Genomic DNA, 18223 nt, shown 5'->3' on the forward strand with positions numbered 1-18223 from the left:
GCAGGGCCGGGCCCGCGTTACGCGGGATGTTCGGCCGCGACGAGCGCCGCGTTCCGCTCGGCCAGGGCCAGCGCGGACTTGCGCAGCGACAGGCCGGCGGACTCGCCGGTGACGGCGCCGGTCAGCCGCCGCATGGCCGAGGAGATCTTGGCGAACGACGCCTCGGCGGTGGGCTCGATGTCGCCGAACACCACCCACCACCACCAGGCGTTCGTCATGACGTTGGCCAGGATGTCCGGCACAACCGGAATGTTCCGTGCGATCAGGAGTGCCTCCGCGTCCGGGAGCGTGGGCAGGTTGGCGCCCTCCACCACGATCTTCGCCCGTACCCTGGCGGCCTCCGCCGGGCCGATCACGTAGGACATCGCCGCCGGGACCAGCAGGTCGGCCGGGACGTCCAGCCACTCGTGACCCGCCCCCGTCCGGTCGCCGGGCCGCAGGCAGGACCGGTCGACCACACCGCGCCCGTCCCTCGCACCCAGCATCGCCTCCACGTCGAGGCCGTCCTCGCACGCGATGAGCCCGTCGCGGTCGGCGACGGCCACCACCCGGACGCCCGCCCGGTGCAGGTAACGGGCCGTCGCCCCGCCGATCGAGCCGAAGCCCTGCACGACCGCGGACGCGGCCTCGACGCCCCGCCACCGGGCGACCGCGAGCGCCGCCTGCGCCACGCCGTACCCGCCCACCAGGTCGGCCAGCGGCACACCGTCGACCACCGTGGCCATCGCGGCGCGCAGCCGCTCGCGCCCCGCCTCCTGGTCGTCGAGCAGCGCGAACGCCGCCTCGACGGTGGAGGCGAGACCCAGCTCGGCGGCCACCTCGTCGAGCAGTTCCTGCTTGATCCCGAAATCCTCGCCGGTGTTCCACTGCTCGCGCACCATGGGCAGGACGGCGGTGAGGAACCGGCGCAGCACCGCGGGCGAGTCGGGATCGTGCGGGTCGACGTCGATCCCGCCCTTGGCCCCGCCGAGCGGTACGTAGCGGTCGCCGGGCGTGTAGACCAGGGCCTCCTTGAGCGACATGCCGCGGGCCAGGCCGCGTACCTCCTCCAGCGTGCACCCCTCGCGCAGCCGCAGCCCGCCGCTGGCCACGCCGCGTACCAGGCTGTCGATGACGACGTAGCCCCGGCGGGCGGTGACCGGGTCCGTCCAGGTGAGCTCCAGTAGACTCACGGCCTGCCTTTCTCGCGAACGTGGATGACGGTGGGCCGGTCGCCCGTCAGCGCCCCGGCCAGCGCCTCGCGGAGCGTGGCGCGATCGTCGGCCCGCACGCCATGGGCGCCGAGCGAGCGGGCGAGCAGCGCGAAGTCCGGCGAGGGCAGCTCCACCGCGTGCACCGGGTCGCGGCGGGCGGCCATCTCGGCGCGGATCTCGCCGTAGCCCCCGTTGTCGACGACCACCACCGGCAGCGCCAGTCCCAGGTGCACGGCCGTGGCCAGCTCCGCCACGGTGAACATCACTCCGCCGTCGCCGAGCAGCGCCGCCACGGGCCGGCCGGGGCGGCCGACGGCCGCACCGATCGCGGCGGGCAGACCGTAGCCGAGGGTGCCGTACCCGGTCGGGTAGAGGAAGCGCCCCGGCGCGTACGCGGGCAGGTTCGCCAGCGCGCCGTAGTAGCAGGCCATCGTGCTGTCACCGGCCAGTACGCCGTCCCGGCCGAGCGCCTCGGCCAGGCTCTCCACGATCCACAGCCACGGCGCGCCCTCGTGGGCGGCCTGCCCACGCTTGCGCTCACGCCACGAGGCCGCCCGCGCGTACGGTTCCGCCGACGAGGGCGGCGCGTCGCCGAACCGGTCGAGCAGTCCGCGCAGCGCCACCGCCGAGTCTCCGGCGAGTGCGACCACCGGGAGGGCGTTCGTGACGAGCTGCACCGGATCGACGTCCACGCGGATCACCTTGCCGTCGAGGGGCAGCGGGCCGTGCCAGAGGTCGGAGGGCGCCAGCTCGCAGCCCACCACGAGCACGGCGTCCGCCTCTCCGGCCAGCTCACGGACCGCCTCGAAATGCAGACCGGCGCCCAGGCCGAGAGGGTGGTCGTCGGGCAGCGCACCCTTGCCGTTGGCCGAGGTGACGACGGGCGCGCCCAGCCGCTCGGCGAGCGCCCGCAACTCCACGCCCGCGCCCCGGGCGCCGCCTCCCGCGATGATCAGAGGCATCCGGGCCACACCCAGCCGCGCCGCCGCCGCGTCGAGCTCGGCCGGGGCCGGGAAGAGCTTCGCGGGGGCCGGGGACAGGATCGCGGGTCCGGCGGAGACGACTGCGGGGGCGGCGGAGCAGGCTCCACAGGCGACGGGCGCCGCCTCGGTCGCCGGCTCCCGCTCCTCCAGCACGTCGAACGGGATCTCCAGGTGCACCGGGCGCGGACGTCCCGAGGTCATCGTCGCGAACGCCTGGGCCACGGCCACCGGGATCTCGGCGACGCTGGTGACCCGGTGGCTGTAGGCGGCCACCGCGTCCATCGCCCGGCTCTGGTCCCTGGTCTCGTGCAGCAGCCCGTTGCCCCTGCCGGGGTGACGCAGCGGCATGCCCGGCGAGACGAGCAGCACCGGCACCGAATCCGAGTACGCCTGCCCGATCGCCGCGGCGGCGTTGAGCGTGGCCGGCCCCGAGGTCACCACGGCGACCCCCACCCGCCCGGTCACCCGCGCGTAGCCGTCGGCGGCGTAGCCCGCCCCCTGCTCGTGCCGGGTACCGACATGCCGCACGCCCCGCGCCGCGAGCGCCGCGTAAATCTCCAGGTTGTGCGTGCCCGGAATCCCGAACACGGTGTCCACACCGTGCGCGGCCAGAGCCGCGACCAGGACGTGACCACCACTGGGCCCGGTGCTGGCGTCGGCACCAGGGTCGCCGCTGGGGTTGGTGTGGGGCTTGGCGTCGGGGCCGCCACTTGCGCCGCTACTTGGGCTGACCCCTGCGCCGCCATTCGGGCTGCCGCTTGGAGTGTCACCGTAGGTCGTCATCGCAGCACCACCAGCGCGTCCACGGCGACGGCGCCGTCCGGTCCTGCCCGTAGCGGGTTGATCTCGCACTCGACCACGTCGGAGCGGCCGGCGATCAGCCTGGAGACCGCGGCGACGACCTCGGCCGCCGCCCGGATGTCCACCGCGGGCGCGCCACGCCAGCCGGTCAGCAGCGGGTACGCCGTCAGCCCGCGCAGCATCCGCTCCGCCACCTCCACGGTGACCGGCGCGAGCTCCACGGCGACGTCACGGTACAGCTCGCTCGCCGTCCCGCCCGCCCCGGCCAGGACCAGCGGGCCGAACGACGGATCACGACGGCCGCCGACGATCAGCTCGACCGTGCCCGGCCTGGCGTCCATCTCCTCCAGCACGTACTCGCCTTCGCCGAGCCGGCCGACGAGCGCCGCCAAGGCCCCGGCGGCCTCCGCCATGTCCCCCAGCCCGGTGACGACGCCGCCGGACTCCGTCTTGTGCGCCAGCCACGCGGCCTTGAGCACGTACGGCGGCCGCAGCCGCCCGGCCGCGCCCCGAAGGTCGTCGAGCCCGCGCACCGCCACCGCCGGCGGATAGACCACGCCGTACCCGGTGAACACGGCCCGCGCGGCCAGATACGGCACCGCGCTTCCCGACACCACATCGGCCGAGAGCATCGCAATTCCGGACACCGCGTCGGCCGAGGACACCGCGCCTCCGGACACCACGTCGTCCGAGGGCACCATGCCCCCGGATGCCGGGGCGGTCGATGCCGAGACGCGCGGGCCTCTGGTGGCCGATTCGGTGGCCAGGCCCAGTGACCGGCCCACCTGGTCGATCGTGGCGTAGGTGGGGATGCCGTGCTTCCTGAGCGCCCGTACCGCCACCGAGTCCCGGCTCATGCTGTGCACGATCACCGGCCGCCGGTACCGCTCCACCACCGCGCCCACCGCATCGACCACCGCCAGCTCGGCCGGCTGCAGCGAGGGCGCGTCGGCCCCGTACGACCCGAAATAGCCGGTCAGCACCACGCCGTCCACCTCCCCGCTCGCCAGCAACAGCTCCACCAGCGTCGAATAGGTGGTCAGGTCGCGCTCGCCCGCCCCCGCGAGGTCGATGGGATTGCGGATGCCGGCCGCCGGCGGAAGCAGCTCGGCCACCCGCGCCGACACCGCCCCGAGCGCCGGCAGCTCCAGGCCGTGGCGGCTCAGCACGTCGGCCGCCATCGCCCCCTGCCCGCCGCTGTCGCCGACCACCGCGACGCGGCGCCCGGCCGGGAGGGGCGCGGCGAGCAGCAGCTGGGCCACGTCCACCGCCTGGGCGGGGGTCTCGGCGAAGATCGCGCCCGCCGCCCGGCAGGCCGCTCGCACCACCTCGGTGCCCGAGGTCAGCGCCCCGGTGTGGGACAGGGCCGCCGCGCGCCCCGCCGCGCTGGCGCCCACCGTCAGCACGATCACCGGCTTGCCGCGCTCGCGCAGCCCGGCGAGCGTCTTCACGAGCGCCCTGCCGTCCCGGAAGCTCTCCAGATAGAGCACCACCGCCGCCGTCTTGTCGTGCCCGGCCAGGTCGGCGAGCACGTCGGCGGCGGTGACGTCCGTCTGGTTGCCCACCGAGACGAACCTGGACACGCCCGCCCCCGCCTCGCCCGCCAGCCCGGCCAGCTCCAGGCCGAGCTGACCCGACTGCGACACGATGCCGAGCGCGCCCGCGGTGAAGTTCCCCCAGGCCAGTTCGAGTGCGGTCATGGAGTCGTAGACGCCGAGACAGTTGGGGCCGATCAGCCGGGCGCCCGCCGCGCGGATCCGCTCGGCCAGCGCCGTCTCCCGCGCGCCGTCGAGGCCCGCGGTGATGCCCACGAACGCGCGTACCCCGAGGTCCAGCGCCTCCTCGACCACCTCGGGAAGGGCCGCGGCCGGGACGCAGAGCACCGCCAGCTCGGGGACGTCCGGAAGGTCCCGCAACCCGGGCACGGTGGCGATGCCGTCGATGACCGCCCCCGACCGGTTCACCAGGTGCACCTTGCGCCGGTGCGCGCCCCGGAGCGCGCCCCTGGCCAGCCAGTATCCCCACTTCGCCGGGTCCGCCGAGGCGCCCACCACCGCCACCGACGCCGGATCGGAGAACGCCCTCACGACGCCCGGCCCGCTGCGCGCGTCATCCGGACCTCGCCAGCGAACGGGAGATGATCAGGCGCTGGATGTCGGACGTGCCCTCCTCGATCTCCTCCAACTTGGCGTCGCGCATCCACTTCTCCAAAAGGAACTCACGGGAGTACCCCCAGCCGCCGTGCGTCTGCAGCGCGGCCCACGTGCACCACATGGCGTTCTCGGACGCGGTCAGCTTCGCGATCGCCGCCTCCTCCGTGGCCGGCTCGCCGGAGTCGAAGACCCGTGCCGCGCGCATGGTCAGCAGGTGCGCGATGTCGGTCTTGGCCGCCATGTCCGCCAGCCGGAACGCCACGGCCTGGTGCTCGATGATCGGCTTGCCGAACTGCTCCCGCTCCTTCGCGTACTGGAGCGCCGTGTCCAGCGCCGCGCGGCACAGACCGGCGCAGGCGGCGGCGATCAGGATCCGGGAGGCGTCGAAGGTGCGCATCAGCCCGTAGAAGCCCTGCCCCTCCTCGCCCAGCCGGTGCTCCGGCGGCACCCGTACGTCGTCGAGGAAGACCTCCGCGCTGACGATCGCCCGCTGCCCCATCTTCGGCAGGGGACGCCCGACGCGCAGGCCGGGTGTGCCGCGCTCGACCACGAAGGCGGTGATCCCGCGCGAGCGCAGCGACGGGTCGACCGTGGCGAAGACGACGATCCAGCGCGCGTAGGGCGCGTTGGAGATCCACGTCTTCTGCCCGCTGAGCACGTAACCGGAGCCGTCGCGCACCGCCCGGGTACGCAGGCCCGCCGCGTCCGAGCCGACGGCCGGCTCGGTCACCGCGAGCGCCGTCATGGGCGGGTCGTCACTTGTCAGCGGGGTGAGCCAGCGGCGCCGCTGCTCCGGTGAGCCGAGCGCCTCGACGGGCCCGGCGAAGAACCCGTTGGAGGTGAGCAGGTTGCCGATGCCGATGTCGCCGTAGCAGAGCTCCTCGGTCACCAGCGCCTGCGTCACCAGGTCGCCGACGCCGCCCCCGCCGTACGCCTGCGGCAGCATGAACGAGGTCAGCCCCAGCTTGGCCGCCTTGGCCCACAGGTCCAGCGGCGACTCGTGGTCGGCCTCGTCGACCTCGCGGGCCCGCGGCCGTATCTCGCGCAGCGCGAAGTCGCGGGCGAGGGCCACGAACTCCCGCTGGTCGGAGCTCTGCTCGACGCCGTCTTTGATGGAACGCAGCATGGATCTTCTCCAGAACGCTCAGGCGGGAACGGTGACGCGGTCCTGCGGGCTCCAGTGGGCGACGACGTCGTCGCCGGGCTTGGGCACCGGATCGAGCCGGGTCCCGGTGCGGGCGATCAACCTGCCACCCGAACGCAGCTCCACCTCCACGCGCAGGCCGCTGCCGAGGTAGATGACCTCGGCGACCTTCCCGTCGCGGGCGTGGTGCCCGTCGGGCAGGGCGGCGCCCGGCGGGCTGAGGCGCACATGCTGCGGGCGTACCAGGAACAGCTCCGGGTCGTCGGAGCCGGGCAGCAGGTTCGACTCGCCGAGGAACTCCGCGACGTAGCGGGAGGCGGGCCGGTCGTAGAGGTCCTCCGGCGTGCCGACCTGCACGATCCGCCCGTCGCGCAGCAGCGCGATCCGGTCCGACATGGTCAGCGCCTCGTCCTGGTCGTGCGTGACGAAGACGAACGTGATCCCCAGCTCCGTGTGCAGCCGCTTGATCTCGAGCTGGAGCTGCTCGCGCAGCCGCTTGTCCAGCGCGCCGAGCGGCTCGTCCATCAGCAGGACGCGCGGCCGGAACACGATCGCGCGGGCCAGCGCGACCCGCTGCTGCTGCCCGCCGGAGAGCTGGGCGGGCCGCCGGTCGCGCAGCCCGCCCAGCTCGACCACGTCGAGGGCCTCGCCCACCCGCCGCGTCAGCTCCGCCCCGCGCACGCGCCGCCGGCGCAGCGGGAACGCCACGTTCTCGGCCACGCTCATGTGCGGGAACAGCGCGTAGTGCTGGAAGACCATGCCGAGATCACGCTTGTACGGCGGCTCCTTCGTGATGTCCCGGCCGTCGACCGCCACCGACCCCGACGACGGGCGCGTGAACCCGGCGACCACGTTCAGCAGCGTCGACTTGCCCGAACCGCTGCTGCCCAGCAGCGTCATGAACTCGCCCGGCTCCACGTGCAGGCTCACCCCGTCGAGCGCCACGGCCTCGCCGTACCTCTTGCCGACGCCGCGCACGTCCACCGCGCCGCCCTCGTTCGGGCCGCCCTCGTTCATGTCTTCCTCCTGCGGACCAGCCGGGTCAGCCCGGCGGCGGCGAACAGCGACAGCGTGACGAGGAGCAGCATGCTCGACACCGCCGCGACCGTCGGATCGATCTGCACGCGTACCCCCGACCACATCTGCACGGGGAGCGTCGTGAGGTCAGGGCCGGACAGGAACACGCTGGTGACCACCTCGTCGAAGGACGTGACGAACGCGAAGACCGCGCCGCTGGCCAGGCTCGGCGCGATCAGCGGCAGCGTCACCCTGGCGAACGTGGCCACCGGCCCCGCGCCCAGGCTCATCGCCGCCTGCTCGAGACGCCGGTCGAACGACATCAGCGCCGACGACACGGTGATCACGACGTACGGCACGGCCAGCGCGGTGTGCACGAGCACGAAGCCCAGCACGCTCTCCGTGAGCCCCCACTCGAGGAAGACGGCGTAGACCGCCAGGCCGACGATCACGTACGGGACCAGCACGGGGGCCATGACCAGCCCGGAGATCAGCGCCCGGAGAGGATGGCGGCCCCGCACCATGCCGAGGGCCGCCGCCGTGCCGAGGACGAGGGAGAGCACCGTCACCTGGACGGCGATCTGGAGGCTGGCGATCGCGCTGTCGAGCCAGGCCAGGTCGGTGAAGAAGTTCTCGTACCAGCGGGCGGACCAGCCCTGAGGCGGGAACTCCAGGAACGCGCTGTCGGAGAACGACATGGGGATCACGATGAAGACCGGCAGCACCAGGTAGAGCGCCGTCAGCGCGGTGAGCGCCCACAGGGCGAGCCGGACCGGCCTCATCGCCCGCCTCCGATCAGGCGGCGCAGGTCGATCACCCGCGCGGCCAGCAGCAGCGTCGCCCCGGTCACCAGCAGCAGGATGACCGCCAGCGCGGAGGCGAAGCCCCAGCGCAGCACGCCGGAGAGCTGCTGCACGATCAGCTCGCCGATCATGACGTTCCGCGGCCCGCCCAGCAGCGCGGGCGTGACGTAGAAGCCGAGCGAGGAGACGAACACCAGCAGCGTCGCGGCGGCCACGCCGGGCACGGTCAGCGGCGCGTAGATCCGCCAGAACGCGAAGGCCGGCCGGGCGCCGAGCCCTTCGGCCGCCTGAAGGAGCCGGCGGTCGATGCCCCGCATGGTCGCGTAGATCGGCAGGACCGCGAACGGCAGCATCACCTGGACCATGCCGATCAGCACCCCGGCCAGGTTGCGCAGCAGCGGCACGGGCTGCCCGCCGAGCGCGCCGATCACGTCGTTCACCACGCCGGTGTCCCGGAGGAGCAGCACCCAGGCGAAGGTCCGCACCAGCAGGCTGGTCCAGAACGGCACCAGCACCGCGGCCATCAGCACGCCCCGCCAGAACGGCGAGGCCAGCGTCATGAGGTAGGCGTAGGGAAAGCCCAGCAGCAGCGTCACCAGCGTGACCAGGCCCGCGGTCACGAACGTGTTGACCAGGACGTTCAGGTACACCGGCGAGTCGAAGAACGCCGCGTAGTTCCCCAGGCCGGGCGCGGGGTCGCTGACGCTGCGGGCCAGGACGGAGCCCAGCGGATAGACGAAGACCACGAGCAGGAAGGCCACCAGCGGCAGGACCAGCACGCCCCACCCGTCGGGCAGGCGCCGCCCGGCGCCCTTCTCCCTCGGGCCGGCCGCGCCGGGCGTCACTTGGCCATCCACTCGTTCATCCGCTCGGTGACCTGGTCGTAGTGCTCGGCCCAGTAGGTGTAGTCGACGATCGCCGCCCGCTGCTCCTCGTGCTCGGTGGGGAGCTCCTTGCGCACCTCGGGATCGACGTACTCGAGGGCCTTGGCGTTGACCGGCGCGTAGGCGCTCTGGTTGGCGTAGTCGGCCTGTCCCTTGGCGTCGGCGAGGAAGTTGTTCAGCCACTCCTGCGCCAGGGCGACGTCGCGGTAGCCGGCCGGGATGACGATCTGGTCGTAGGAGAGCAGGTGCTCGTTCCACTCGTTGGCCACCGGCTGGCCGTCCTTGGCCGCGGCGAAGATCCGGCCGTTCCACGCCTGGATCAGCGGCACCTCGCCGCTGGAGACGAGTTGTTGCTGCTGCTCGCCCGTCTCGTAGAAGACGATGTCCTTCTTGATGGTGTCGAGCTTCCTGAAGGCCCGGTCGAGGTCGAGCGGGTAGAGCTTCTCCGCGGGCACCCCGTCGGCCAGCAGCGCCGCCTCGAACATCGCGCCCGTGGCGTACTTCCAGAAGCCGCGCTTGCCGGGGAACTTCGTGGTGTCGAAAAACTCGGCCCACGTCTTCGGGTGGTTCTCGGCGGAGAAGGTCTTGGTGTTGTAGGCGATGGTGAAGGCGTACTCGAGGATCGGTACGGCGCATTCGCCGACGAGCTCCTTCTTGACCGGGGAGAGGTCGACCTTCGCCGGGTCGAGTTTGACCGCCCAGCCGTTCTTGCAGGCCGTGACCGCGAAGTTCGGCTCGACCTCGACGACGCCCCAGCTCACCTTCTTCGACTCCACCTGGGCGCGGAACTTGGCGTAGTCGGTGGGAGAGTCCTGCTTCACCGTCACGCCCTTCGCCTTCGCCCACGGCTCGACGTACGCGGCGACGGCCTTCTTCTGGTCGTCGCCGCCCCACATGACGACGGTGAGCTGCTTCCCGCCTCCGCCCGCGGCGGTGCCCCCGCCGCAGGCGGTGAGCGCGAGCAACCCCGTCACGGCGAGAATGAGCCCTCTGCGTGACATGCCGCCTCCATAATTGACTGGCGCGCCAGTTATTTATCGAGCACTGTGTCGTGAATCACCCTGGTATGTCAACGACTACTTCTGGAGCTCCAGCAGGAACGCCTCACAGACCGCGCTCATCCGTTCCACGGTCATGCTGCGCGAGCCCACCAGCACCTGGATGGCCAGACCGTCGATCATGCCGATCAGCCGGTTGGCGTACTCGACCGCGTCGCCCTCGCGCAGCAGGCCGAGCGTCTGCCCGTCGCGGATCACGGCCGCCACGATGCGGCGCCACTCGCCGTAGACGCGCTCGTTGAGGTCCTGCAGCCCCGGCTCGCGCAGCGCCTCACTCCACAGCTCCATCCACACCCGCCAGGCCTGCACCGTCTCCTCGCCCACCGGCAGGTAGGACCGGACGAAGGCGAGCAGCCTGGCCCGCGGATCGTCCTCGCCCTCGAAGATCGGCTTGCGGCGGTCGATCGAACGCTGGAAGTTGTACTCGAACGCCGCGTGCACCACCTCGCGCTTGTTGGCGAAGTAGTAGTGCACGGTGCCGCTGCTCGTGCCCGCGCGCTCGGCCACGTCCGAGACCCGCATGGACCGCAGCCCCGCGTTCGCGATCACCCAGCAGGCCGCGCGCAGGATCTGCTCGCGGCGTTCGAACTCGACGCTGGGACGCGGCATGCGAAGCCCTCCGGGATACCTGGCCGATCAGTCAACTTTCCGAACACTATCCGTCCCGGCGACGACTCGGCACGCCTCCCGGCCCCGCCGGTCAGGGCGCGAGGCCGATGGTGGCGGGGATGCCCTGACGGGTCATCGTCGTGTACGGGCACAGTTCGGACGCCAGGTCGAGCAAGGGGGCGGCCGTCTCAGCGCCGACCCCGGGCCAGCTCACGACGAGGTCGGCGCGTAGCCGGTAGCCGCCGTCCTCGGGGTCACGGCCGAAGGCCACGCCCACCTCCACCACGATGGGCCCGGGATCGAGCGCGTGCTGCCGGGCCACCAGGCTGAGGACGCCGTGGAAGCAGGCGGCGTATCCGGCGGCGAAGAGCTGCTCGGGATTGGGGCCGGCGGTGTCGCCGCCCAGTTCCGCGGGCATCCGCAACCGCAGGTCGAGGGCGCCGTCGGCGGAACGGGCCCGGCCGCTCGCGCGGCCGTGGGCGAAGCCGCCGCCGCTCACGCTGACCCGGGTGGCGTAGAGCGGCCTGAACGCGTCGCCGCCGTGGTCGTGGTCCGCGGACAGGGCCGGGTCGTTCATCGGTGCCGCCTCTCCCCGCCGAAGCCGCGGGGAGCCTGTGCCGCGGGCGCAGCGGTCATGGGGTGGTGCCAGCCGAGCAGCTTGTCGGGGTTCAGCACGATCCACACGGCGGTGACCCTGGCGCCGGCGACGCTCACGCTGACCGCCGCCACGGCCCGGCCGGCCCGGCGCAGCACCAGGCCCGTCCGGCCGTTCACGGGCTCGGCGGCCACGACGGTCCCGGGCTGGCGCGCCAGCAGGGCCGTGACGAAGCGGGCGACCGCGTCCGCGCCATGGGCCGGGCGTACGGCGGCGCGCACCCGGCCACCGCCGTCGCTCACCGTCATCGCGTCGTCGGCCAGGATCTCCCTCAGCGCGGCGGGGTCTCCCGCGTCGCACGCCGCCGCGAACCGGCGCGCGATGCGATCATGCCTGTCCAGCATGGCCCGGTCGTCACCGATCCGGCCGGGACCGCCTCGCGCCGGGCCGACGACGCCCCCGGCCGGACGGGCCGGGACGCCGGTCACGCCAGACTCCGGGGAGCCGGCGAGAGTCCGGTCGGGGGCGGCGGCGAAGGTCGCGTCCGGGGCGGCGGCGAGGGCGTCGCCCGGGATGCCGGCGAGGGTCTCGCCGGGGGCGCCGGTGGGGGTCCCGCCCGGGGTGCCGGAGGCGAGCAGGCTCAGGCAGATGCCTCCCGCGACCCGGGTCAGCCAGGCGCGCGGCACCGCGATGCCGGCGCGTTCGCCGTCGTCCAGGGCGTACCAGCGGCGGTAGGTCTCGTGGACGATGCGCTCGGCCGTGGCGGCCGAGCCGAACATCCACAGCGCGATGTCCAGCAGATGCTGCCGTTCGTCCAGCATCTCCGCCAGAGAGACGGCGCCCGCGTCCGTCATGGCCGGCCGTCCGCGCGGTGGAGCAGGGGAGGCCGGGAGCGGGGGGCGCTCTTCCGCTTCCAGGCGGGGGAGAGGCCGGGGCGGCCGGCGGCCGCGGGGATCGTCCGCACGTTGTCCTCGCTTCTGTCGTGTTGTCAGATAAGACCGGGCAGCCCACCGCGATGTGACCTCCCCCGGCGGGTTCGAGGACGAAGCCCGGGCCTTTCAGGACGGAACGCGAGCCGCCGAGGTCAGGCCGCGCCGATCTTGGCGGGGTTCATCATCCACAGCACCTGCTCGATGCCCTCGTCGGAGACGTTGACCGTGAGCACCGTGAACACCTCGCCGTCGCGGCGCAGCAGGGCGGACCCCTGCCCGTTCGCGGTGCCCCACTCCACCTCGACCCCGACCCAGAACCGGCTCGCGAACGCCTTGTGGTATTTCGCCACGCGCAGCGCGCCCACGACGGGGATGCGCGAGGCCCGGACGGCGCCGCCGCCGTCGGAGTAGCTGATCACGTCCGCCGCGAGCAGCCCCTCCAGCGCGGCGAGGTCGCCGGAACGGGCGGCGGAGACGAAGGCGGTGAGAAACCTGCGCTGGTCGGCCCCGCTCACCGGCGCGCGGCGCTCGGAGCGCAGGTGTTTGCGGGCCCTGCTGACGAGTTGCCGGACCGACACCTCGCTGACCTGGATGATGTCGGCGATCTGCCGATAGGGATAGTCGAACGCCTCACGCAGCACGTACGCCGCCCGCTCGGTCGGCGTGAGCCGCTCCATCAGCAGCAGGACCGCGAAGCCGAGCGCCTCGCCGCGCTCGGCGCCGAGGTGCGGGTCGGCGCTGGTGTCGACCGGTTCGGGCAGCCACGGCCCGATGTACGTCTCGCGGCGCACCCGGGCCGACTGCAGGGCGTTGATGGCCAGGCGCGTGGTCACCGTCGCCAGGAACGCCGCCGGGTCGCTCACGGCGGCGCGGTCGTAGGTCTGCCAGCGCATCCAGACGTCCTGGACCAGATCCTCGGCCTCGGTGGAACTGCTCAGCATCCGGTACGCGATCCCGAACAGGCGCGGCCGCAGACCGGCGAAGACGGCCGCGGCCTGGTCGAGATCCGCGAGATCACCGTTCGCCGCCCCCGTGTCCCCCATGGCGCTCACTCCTGTTTCCCCCCGGCGGATGGCACCCATCCAGTCTTTCACCCGCACATCCGGCCACTCCGACCGGCAGCCGGGCACCCTAGGAGGGCGCCTTCGCGAGCGCGGTGAGCCCGGCCGGATCGACGATCCACATGACGGCGTCGGCGGCGAAGAGGTCCTCCAGAGCCGCCACGTTCCCCGTCCGGGCGGCGTCGAGGAACACCGTCAGGAGGCGCCGGTGTCCGACCCGGTCGATGGGCTCGCGCCGCACCGCGGTCAGATGTTTGCGAGCACGGCTCACGAGCCGGCGCACATTGACCAGGCTGAGCTGAAGGATCTCCGCGATCTGCTCGTAGGGGCCGACTCAGGTCTCCCGCCGCGACCGCGCGCAATGGGCCTCGGACGCGCTGCCGAGTATCCGGTAGGCGATGCCGAACAGGCGCGGGCGATGCCCGAGGAAGGTGGAGGCGGCATGGTCGAGCGTGCTCGCTCGTTCCCGGAACTCTGGCTGCGTCTCCACCGGCGCCTCCGCGGCACCGGCATCGGCATCAACTCTCACACATCGGCGCGCCACCGCCCGGAGGCCCCGTCACCGGGCGCCTCCTCGTGGAAGCCGCTCTCCCGGTGGGTGCGGTCGCACAGGGGCACTGGCCAGGCCGTTCTCCGAGCGCACGTCGCCGTCGCCGGTGGCGGCGGGCATCGCGGCGATCGGCCCGGTGCGGGCGACGCGGAAGGCGGCATGGACGCACAGCTCCCAGACGCGGGCCGGGGGTCGCATCGACGGCGTCTCACGCACCCTGATCGCCCGGCCGGGAGTCGTCCTCCAGCACCTCGACCGCATCGAGCAGCCCCCGCAGGCCGATCTCCTCGCGCTCGACGTCGGTCGGATCGAACAGCCACTCGGTGACCGGCAGCTCCATGGCCTCCTCCGGATGGCTCGCCTCGGCCACGACCAGCTCGACCTCGACCTCGGTCCTGAGCTCGTACAGAAACTCGTTCTCGCCGTTCGGAGCGCTCATCATTCCTCCATACGTGGGCTTGGGGTGGATGTCCGGCGAACCGGCCGACCGCGTGGATCAGCCGCACGGCGATCCGGGCCGACGGGCGTCGGCCGCACGCGGCGGGCCCGGCCAGGCGGTCACGGGGTAGCCTGTGCCGTCATGGCGCGATCAGCCGGTCCGCGTTCAGGACGGGCGGCTTGGAGCCGGGTACGAGCTGCCGGGGCTACTTTCCGGTCGCGTTCTGGGCGGCCCAGTCGCGGTAGTGGATCGTGCCGAGGGTGGCGCCGTCGTCCGGCACCAGCGTCCGCTCGCCGGGCGTGGACCCGAAGTACTGCGCGTCCGGGTCGGTGACCACCTTGCGGGAGTCGCCCCAGCCGGCCAGCGCGTCGCGGAAGAAGTCGTCCATCTGGAACTGGTCGGGCCCGGCGACCTCGGTGCGGCCGTTCAGCGGCGCGCCCACCGCGACCCGGCCGACCGCCTGGGCGACCTCGTCGCCCGCGATGGGCTGGAACCGCACCGGCGCCATCCGCACCGTGTCGCCCTCGGTGGCCGTGTCGGCGATGGCTTTGACGAACTCGAAGAACTGGGTCGCGTGCACCAGCGAGTACGGGATCCCCGACTTCTGGATCAGCTCCTCCTGAGCGATCTTCGCCCGGAAGTAGCCGTTGTCCGGCATCCGCTCGGTCCCCACCACCGACAGCGCGACGTGGTGACCGACCCCGGCCGCCGCCTCGGCGGCCAGCAGGTTGCTCGTCGAGGTCTCGAAGAACTCCAGCACGGCCTTCGCCTCGAACGACGGCGAGTTCGACACGTCCACCACCACCTGCGCACCCGCCAGCACCTCGGCCAGCCCCTCGCCGGTCAGCGTGTCGACCCCCGTGTTCGGCGACGCCGCGACCGCCTCGTGACCGTGCTCGCCCAGCTTCGCCACGAGCTTCGACCCGATCAGGCCGGTGCCCCCGATTACCACGATCTTCATGACTGCCCTTTCCTGTCCGCCGGGGCCTCGGTTGCCATCCGGTCGCCAGCTAAGACCAGGCAGCGCTCCGCCCTGTGACAGATCACTGGAAAAGCCGTCAAAGTCGTCGGCGTCGAGGTGTCACAGACGGGTGCGCTGCGCGGTCTTGTCATCTGTACGGACCGCCATGGAGCGACAGGAGCAAGAGCGTGCCGCCTGCAGGTATCACCTACCGGATCCGGGTCCGGATGAGCGCACGGGCGATCGACGAGCCGCATCGCGCCGCGAGCCCGCTCGAGCTGCTGTTCGACCTGACCTTCGTGGCCGCGATCGCGGCGGCCACCGCGCAGTTCGCCCACGACATCGCCGACGGTCACGCGTCCACCGGGCTCGTCCCGTTCCTCCTGGTGTTCTTCGCGATCTGGTGGGCGTGGATGAACTTCACCTGGTTCGCCTCGTCGTACGACACCGACGACGTCGCCTACCGGCTGCTGACCATGGTGCAGATGGCCGGGGTGCTGGTCCTCGCCGCCGGTGTGCCGGCCGCGGCCGACCACTCCGACTACCGTGCCGTCACGCTCGGCTACCTCATCATGAGGATCGCGCTCGTCGCCCAGTGGGTGCGGGCCGGCATCGAGGACGCGGCACGACGCCGTACGGCGCTGCGGTACGCCGCGGGGATTGCCGCCCTGCAGGTGGGCTGGGCGTTGCGCCTCGTCCTTCTGGAGACGGGCGCGCTGCCGCCGTCGGCCGGGCTGCCGCTCTTCGTCGGGCTGGCCGTCCTGGAGCTCTCGGTGCCGCTCTGGGCGGAACGGACCAGGGCGACCAACTGGCATCCGCACCACATCGCCGAGCGTTACGGCCTGTTCACGATCATTTTGCTCGGCGAGAGCGTCCTGGCCACGACGCGAGGCGTCGGAGGGGCGCTCGAAGCCGCCGCGACCAGCGGCCCCCTGGTCGTCATGGCCGTCTCCGGGCTCGTCCTGCTGTTCGCCCTGTGGTGGCTGTACTTCCTCACCCCGACCGGCGAAGGGCTCAGCGATCGCCGCCACCGCTCCTACCGATGGGGGTACGGCCACTACGGGATCTTCGCGGCCCTCGCCGCCCTCGGCGCCGGGCTGGAGGTCGCGGCCGAGCAGACCGGACACGACCTCAAAGCGTCACCCGTCGCCATCTGCTACGCCATCGCGATCCCGGCCGCGGCGTTCGTCGTCCTGCTGTGGCTGGTCAACGCCCCCATCGTGGCCAGGCCCGTGCCGCGCCCGGCCGCGGCGCTCGGCTGCGCCCTCGTCGTCCTGCTCCTGCCGCTCGCGGCGCCGCAGGCCGGAGTGTCCGCCGTCGTCGCGGCGATCGCGGCCGCCTGCGTCCTGCTGGTCGTCCTCAGCATCGGCCCCGCGGCCGCCCGAGAGCGCCGGTCCCGGGAAACGGCCGCCCTCAGCGAGTGAAACCTCCTGAACGCGGTCGTCCTCGCGGCGGCTCAGGCGGCTACGCGCTCCTCGGCCGGGAGAGGGGAAACGCGACGGCGATCTCGGCCAAGGAGCGTCTGGCGTTCTCGCCGGCCACCGCCAGGACATCCAGCCGCTCGTGCCCACCCCGTGCAGAAGCCCGACCACCGGAGCGCCGGCGGGACCGTCCTGCTGTCATGAAAAGGGCGCTACAGCAGGCGCTGACGCCGCGCGGACGCCTCCTCCCGGACCTCCGCGAGGAACGCCTCGGTGTGACCTTCCGGCCGGTCGTCGTCGAGCTCGTCGGGATCACCGGCCTCGTCGGCCTCGTCGCGGTCGTTGGCGTACTCGGCGTACAGCAGCCAGCAGCCGCGGATCCCGCTGAGCAGGTCTTCGAGCAGGTCGAGAGCCGGGCGGGCGGGATCGAGTGGCGTGATCCGCAGGTCGAGGGCGTCGAGGCTCAACCCGGGCTGGTCATCGCGCCATTTGTCGATGAGCTGCTCGGCGGCGGTGATCCGCTGCTTGAGCGCCGTGATGTCGGGGATCTCGCCTTCCGCCACCCGCAGGGCGTCGCGGATCAGGGACATCACCGCCTGGCGAGGGGAGGCGCCGTCGGCGATCAGCTCCAGGACCAGGGTCGGCGTCTCGTGGGGGAGGGCCTCGATGTTGTCGGCCTCGGCCACGATCTGTGTGGCGGGCAGCCCGGCGTATCCGGCGGTGACGGTGGCCGCCGCGTCCAGCCAGTGGGCCGCGGCGACGGCGGCCGCGGCCGGGTCGATCTCGGTGAAGAGCGCCTGGGGGCCGAGGGGATCGTCGTGCAGCATGCTGTCGGCCTGGGCCACCTGGACCGGCGAGGCGTCCTCGCGGGTGAGGGCGACGGCCTGCCGGGCGCGCCCGGACAGGTCGCCCAGCTCGGCCTGCTCGATGGCGGCGAGTTCGGCCTCCACGTCCGCCGTGACGCTGGCGGTCAGCGCGGCGGCGTCGAGCGCGTGCAGGGCCCGGCCGACCCGGTGGGCGGCCTCCTCGACACGGATGTAGGACTGGACCATGTAGCCGTCGGAGGGCAGGTTCGGGCCCGTCAGCGCGGCGGGGACGACGGCGAAGGCGTCACGCTCGCCTTGCCGCCGCCAGCCTTCGGAGTTGGGCGCGTGGTCGTCGGCGGCGCTGGCCGGATGGGCGTAACACCGCCAGCACACCTCTGAGAGCTGGGTCAGCGTCCTGGCCAGGCTCAGGGCGTCCTGGTCGGAGATCCCGGGAGGCAGCTCGGCCACGACGACCGCGGTGTCCCCCAGCCCGGTGCTCCAGCAGGCGATGAGGGCGTTGCGGCTGCGATCGACGGCGTACCGGGTCAATGGGGCTCCTCACGGACGACCAGGACATGCGGCGGGACGCGGCACCCCCCCGGCACCGAGAACGACCGCCGCGCGACAGCATAAACGGCCGAGGGCGCGTCCACTCATGATCCCGGCGGAGCGCGTGGGGGGTTGTGGCACTGCCCCGAACGCGGCTCCCCGGCAGGACGCGGTCTGGCACCGGCCCCGGGACGGCGCGAGGGTGGATCGCTGGGCCGTGAACCCGGAAAAGGCGGCCGACCCCGGGCGCGGCGACCGGAGGGT

19 protein-coding genes are annotated in these 18223 nt (G+C 72.9%); 1 reads left to right on the forward strand and 18 read right to left on the reverse strand.

Annotation, left to right across the window (positions count from 1 at the left end; genetic code table 11):
* Nucleotides 1-17 precede the first annotated feature (17 nt).
* The 17 genes from AB0I15_RS51485 to AB0I15_RS51565 form a co-directional block, all read right to left on the reverse strand.
* Nucleotides 18-1172, reverse strand: a complete 1155-nt coding sequence (locus tag AB0I15_RS51485) for a Glu/Leu/Phe/Val dehydrogenase dimerization domain-containing protein (RefSeq protein ID WP_358113992.1) — start codon at nucleotides 1170-1172, stop codon at nucleotides 18-20.
* On the reverse strand, nucleotides 1169-2959 hold the full coding sequence (locus AB0I15_RS51490; RefSeq protein WP_358113994.1) for a 5-guanidino-2-oxopentanoate decarboxylase: 1791 nt from the start codon (nucleotides 2957-2959) through the stop codon (nucleotides 1169-1171). Before AB0I15_RS51490 ends, AB0I15_RS51485 begins: the two co-directional genes overlap by 4 nt.
* On the reverse strand, nucleotides 2956-5064 hold the full coding sequence (locus AB0I15_RS51495) for an acetate--CoA ligase family protein (protein ID WP_358113996.1): 2109 nt from the start codon (nucleotides 5062-5064) through the stop codon (nucleotides 2956-2958). Before AB0I15_RS51495 ends, AB0I15_RS51490 begins: the two co-directional genes overlap by 4 nt.
* 22 nt (nucleotides 5065-5086) lie before the next feature.
* Complete coding sequence (locus tag AB0I15_RS51500) at nucleotides 5087-6256, reverse strand: acyl-CoA dehydrogenase family protein (protein WP_358113998.1); 1170 nt, start codon at nucleotides 6254-6256, stop codon at nucleotides 5087-5089.
* A gap of 18 nt (nucleotides 6257-6274) precedes the next feature.
* Complete coding sequence (locus AB0I15_RS51505; RefSeq protein ID WP_358114000.1) at nucleotides 6275-7291, reverse strand: ABC transporter ATP-binding protein; 1017 nt, start codon at nucleotides 7289-7291, stop codon at nucleotides 6275-6277.
* Nucleotides 7288-8073 carry an ABC transporter permease gene (locus AB0I15_RS51510; protein ID WP_358114002.1) on the reverse strand — a complete coding sequence of 262 codons (786 nt, stop codon included), beginning with the start codon at nucleotides 8071-8073 and terminating at the stop codon, nucleotides 7288-7290. Before AB0I15_RS51510 ends, AB0I15_RS51505 begins: the two co-directional genes overlap by 4 nt.
* Nucleotides 8070-8939, reverse strand: a complete 870-nt coding sequence (locus AB0I15_RS51515) for an ABC transporter permease (RefSeq protein ID WP_358114004.1) — start codon at nucleotides 8937-8939, stop codon at nucleotides 8070-8072. Before AB0I15_RS51515 ends, AB0I15_RS51510 begins: the two co-directional genes overlap by 4 nt.
* Entirely contained in the window at nucleotides 8936-9979 is a 1044-nt protein-coding gene (locus AB0I15_RS51520) for an ABC transporter substrate-binding protein (RefSeq protein ID WP_358114006.1), read from the reverse strand. Before AB0I15_RS51520 ends, AB0I15_RS51515 begins: the two co-directional genes overlap by 4 nt.
* Nucleotides 9980-10054: 75 nt before the next feature.
* Nucleotides 10055-10645 (reverse strand): TetR/AcrR family transcriptional regulator, encoded by a 591-nt coding sequence (locus tag AB0I15_RS51525; protein ID WP_358114008.1) that lies wholly within the window; start codon nucleotides 10643-10645, stop codon nucleotides 10055-10057.
* A 91-nt stretch (nucleotides 10646-10736) separates the two neighbouring features.
* On the reverse strand, nucleotides 10737-11222 hold the full coding sequence (locus AB0I15_RS51530; RefSeq protein WP_358114010.1) for an Ohr family peroxiredoxin: 486 nt from the start codon (nucleotides 11220-11222) through the stop codon (nucleotides 10737-10739).
* Entirely contained in the window at nucleotides 11219-12094 is an 876-nt protein-coding gene (locus AB0I15_RS51535; RefSeq protein WP_358114012.1) for a nuclear transport factor 2 family protein, read from the reverse strand. Before AB0I15_RS51535 ends, AB0I15_RS51530 begins: the two co-directional genes overlap by 4 nt.
* 230 nt (nucleotides 12095-12324) lie before the next feature.
* Nucleotides 12325-13215, reverse strand: a complete 891-nt coding sequence (locus AB0I15_RS51540) for an RNA polymerase sigma-70 factor (protein ID WP_358114014.1) — start codon at nucleotides 13213-13215, stop codon at nucleotides 12325-12327.
* A gap of 88 nt (nucleotides 13216-13303) precedes the next feature.
* Nucleotides 13304-13549 carry a hypothetical protein gene (locus AB0I15_RS51545; RefSeq protein ID WP_358114082.1) on the reverse strand — a complete coding sequence of 82 codons (246 nt, stop codon included), beginning with the start codon at nucleotides 13547-13549 and terminating at the stop codon, nucleotides 13304-13306.
* A gap of 18 nt (nucleotides 13550-13567) precedes the next feature.
* Nucleotides 13568-13723 carry a hypothetical protein gene (locus AB0I15_RS51550; RefSeq protein WP_358114016.1) on the reverse strand — a complete coding sequence of 52 codons (156 nt, stop codon included), beginning with the start codon at nucleotides 13721-13723 and terminating at the stop codon, nucleotides 13568-13570.
* A 69-nt stretch (nucleotides 13724-13792) separates the two neighbouring features.
* Nucleotides 13793-13981: a hypothetical protein gene (locus tag AB0I15_RS51555; protein ID WP_358114018.1), complete on the reverse strand. Its 189-nt coding sequence runs from the start codon at nucleotides 13979-13981 to the stop codon at nucleotides 13793-13795.
* Nucleotides 13982-13991: 10 nt separating this feature from the next.
* Entirely contained in the window at nucleotides 13992-14222 is a 231-nt protein-coding gene (locus AB0I15_RS51560) for a hypothetical protein (protein ID WP_358114020.1), read from the reverse strand.
* Nucleotides 14223-14427: 205 nt separating this feature from the next.
* On the reverse strand, nucleotides 14428-15183 hold the full coding sequence (locus AB0I15_RS51565) for an SDR family oxidoreductase (protein WP_358114022.1): 756 nt from the start codon (nucleotides 15181-15183) through the stop codon (nucleotides 14428-14430).
* A 188-nt stretch (nucleotides 15184-15371) separates the two neighbouring features.
* Here AB0I15_RS51565 and AB0I15_RS51570 point away from each other — a divergent pair, with 188 nt between their 5' ends.
* Nucleotides 15372-16607, forward strand: coding sequence for a low temperature requirement protein A (locus AB0I15_RS51570; RefSeq protein WP_358114024.1), 1236 nt, complete (start codon nucleotides 15372-15374; stop codon nucleotides 16605-16607).
* Nucleotides 16608-16816: 209 nt separating this feature from the next.
* Here AB0I15_RS51570 and AB0I15_RS51575 read toward each other — a convergent pair whose 3' ends face one another.
* Nucleotides 16817-17959 (reverse strand): hypothetical protein, encoded by a 1143-nt coding sequence (locus AB0I15_RS51575; RefSeq protein ID WP_358114026.1) that lies wholly within the window; start codon nucleotides 17957-17959, stop codon nucleotides 16817-16819.
* Nucleotides 17960-18223: the final 264 nt, after the last annotated feature.

The sequence above is a fragment of the Nonomuraea sp. NPDC050643 genome (assembly GCF_040654715.1).
Taxonomy (GTDB): domain Bacteria; phylum Actinomycetota; class Actinomycetes; order Streptosporangiales; family Streptosporangiaceae; genus Nonomuraea.

Excerpts from the sequence above, each read along its gene's own strand:
- AB0I15_RS51490 (WP_358113994.1), bottom strand. The coding sequence starts at position 2,959 with ATGACGACCTACGGTGACACTCCAAGCGGCAGCCCGAATGGCGGCGCA.
- AB0I15_RS51500 (WP_358113998.1), bottom strand. The coding sequence starts at position 6,256 with ATGCTGCGTTCCATCAAAGACGGCGTCGAGCAGAGCTCCGACCAGCGG.
- AB0I15_RS51505 (WP_358114000.1), bottom strand. The coding sequence starts at position 7,291 with ATGAACGAGGGCGGCCCGAACGAGGGCGGCGCGGTGGACGTGCGCGGC.
- AB0I15_RS51510 (WP_358114002.1), bottom strand. The coding sequence starts at position 8,073 with ATGAGGCCGGTCCGGCTCGCCCTGTGGGCGCTCACCGCGCTGACGGCG.
- AB0I15_RS51520 (WP_358114006.1), bottom strand. The coding sequence starts at position 9,979 with ATGTCACGCAGAGGGCTCATTCTCGCCGTGACGGGGTTGCTCGCGCTC.
- AB0I15_RS51525 (WP_358114008.1), bottom strand. The coding sequence starts at position 10,645 with ATGCCGCGTCCCAGCGTCGAGTTCGAACGCCGCGAGCAGATCCTGCGC.
- AB0I15_RS51530 (WP_358114010.1), bottom strand. The coding sequence starts at position 11,222 with ATGAACGACCCGGCCCTGTCCGCGGACCACGACCACGGCGGCGACGCG.
- AB0I15_RS51535 (WP_358114012.1), bottom strand. The coding sequence starts at position 12,094 with ATGACGGACGCGGGCGCCGTCTCTCTGGCGGAGATGCTGGACGAACGG.
- AB0I15_RS51540 (WP_358114014.1), bottom strand. The coding sequence starts at position 13,215 with ATGGGGGACACGGGGGCGGCGAACGGTGATCTCGCGGATCTCGACCAG.
- AB0I15_RS51555 (WP_358114018.1), bottom strand. The coding sequence starts at position 13,981 with ATGCGACCCCCGGCCCGCGTCTGGGAGCTGTGCGTCCATGCCGCCTTC.
- AB0I15_RS51560 (WP_358114020.1), bottom strand. The coding sequence starts at position 14,222 with ATGAGCGCTCCGAACGGCGAGAACGAGTTTCTGTACGAGCTCAGGACC.
- AB0I15_RS51565 (WP_358114022.1), bottom strand. The coding sequence starts at position 15,183 with ATGAAGATCGTGGTAATCGGGGGCACCGGCCTGATCGGGTCGAAGCTC.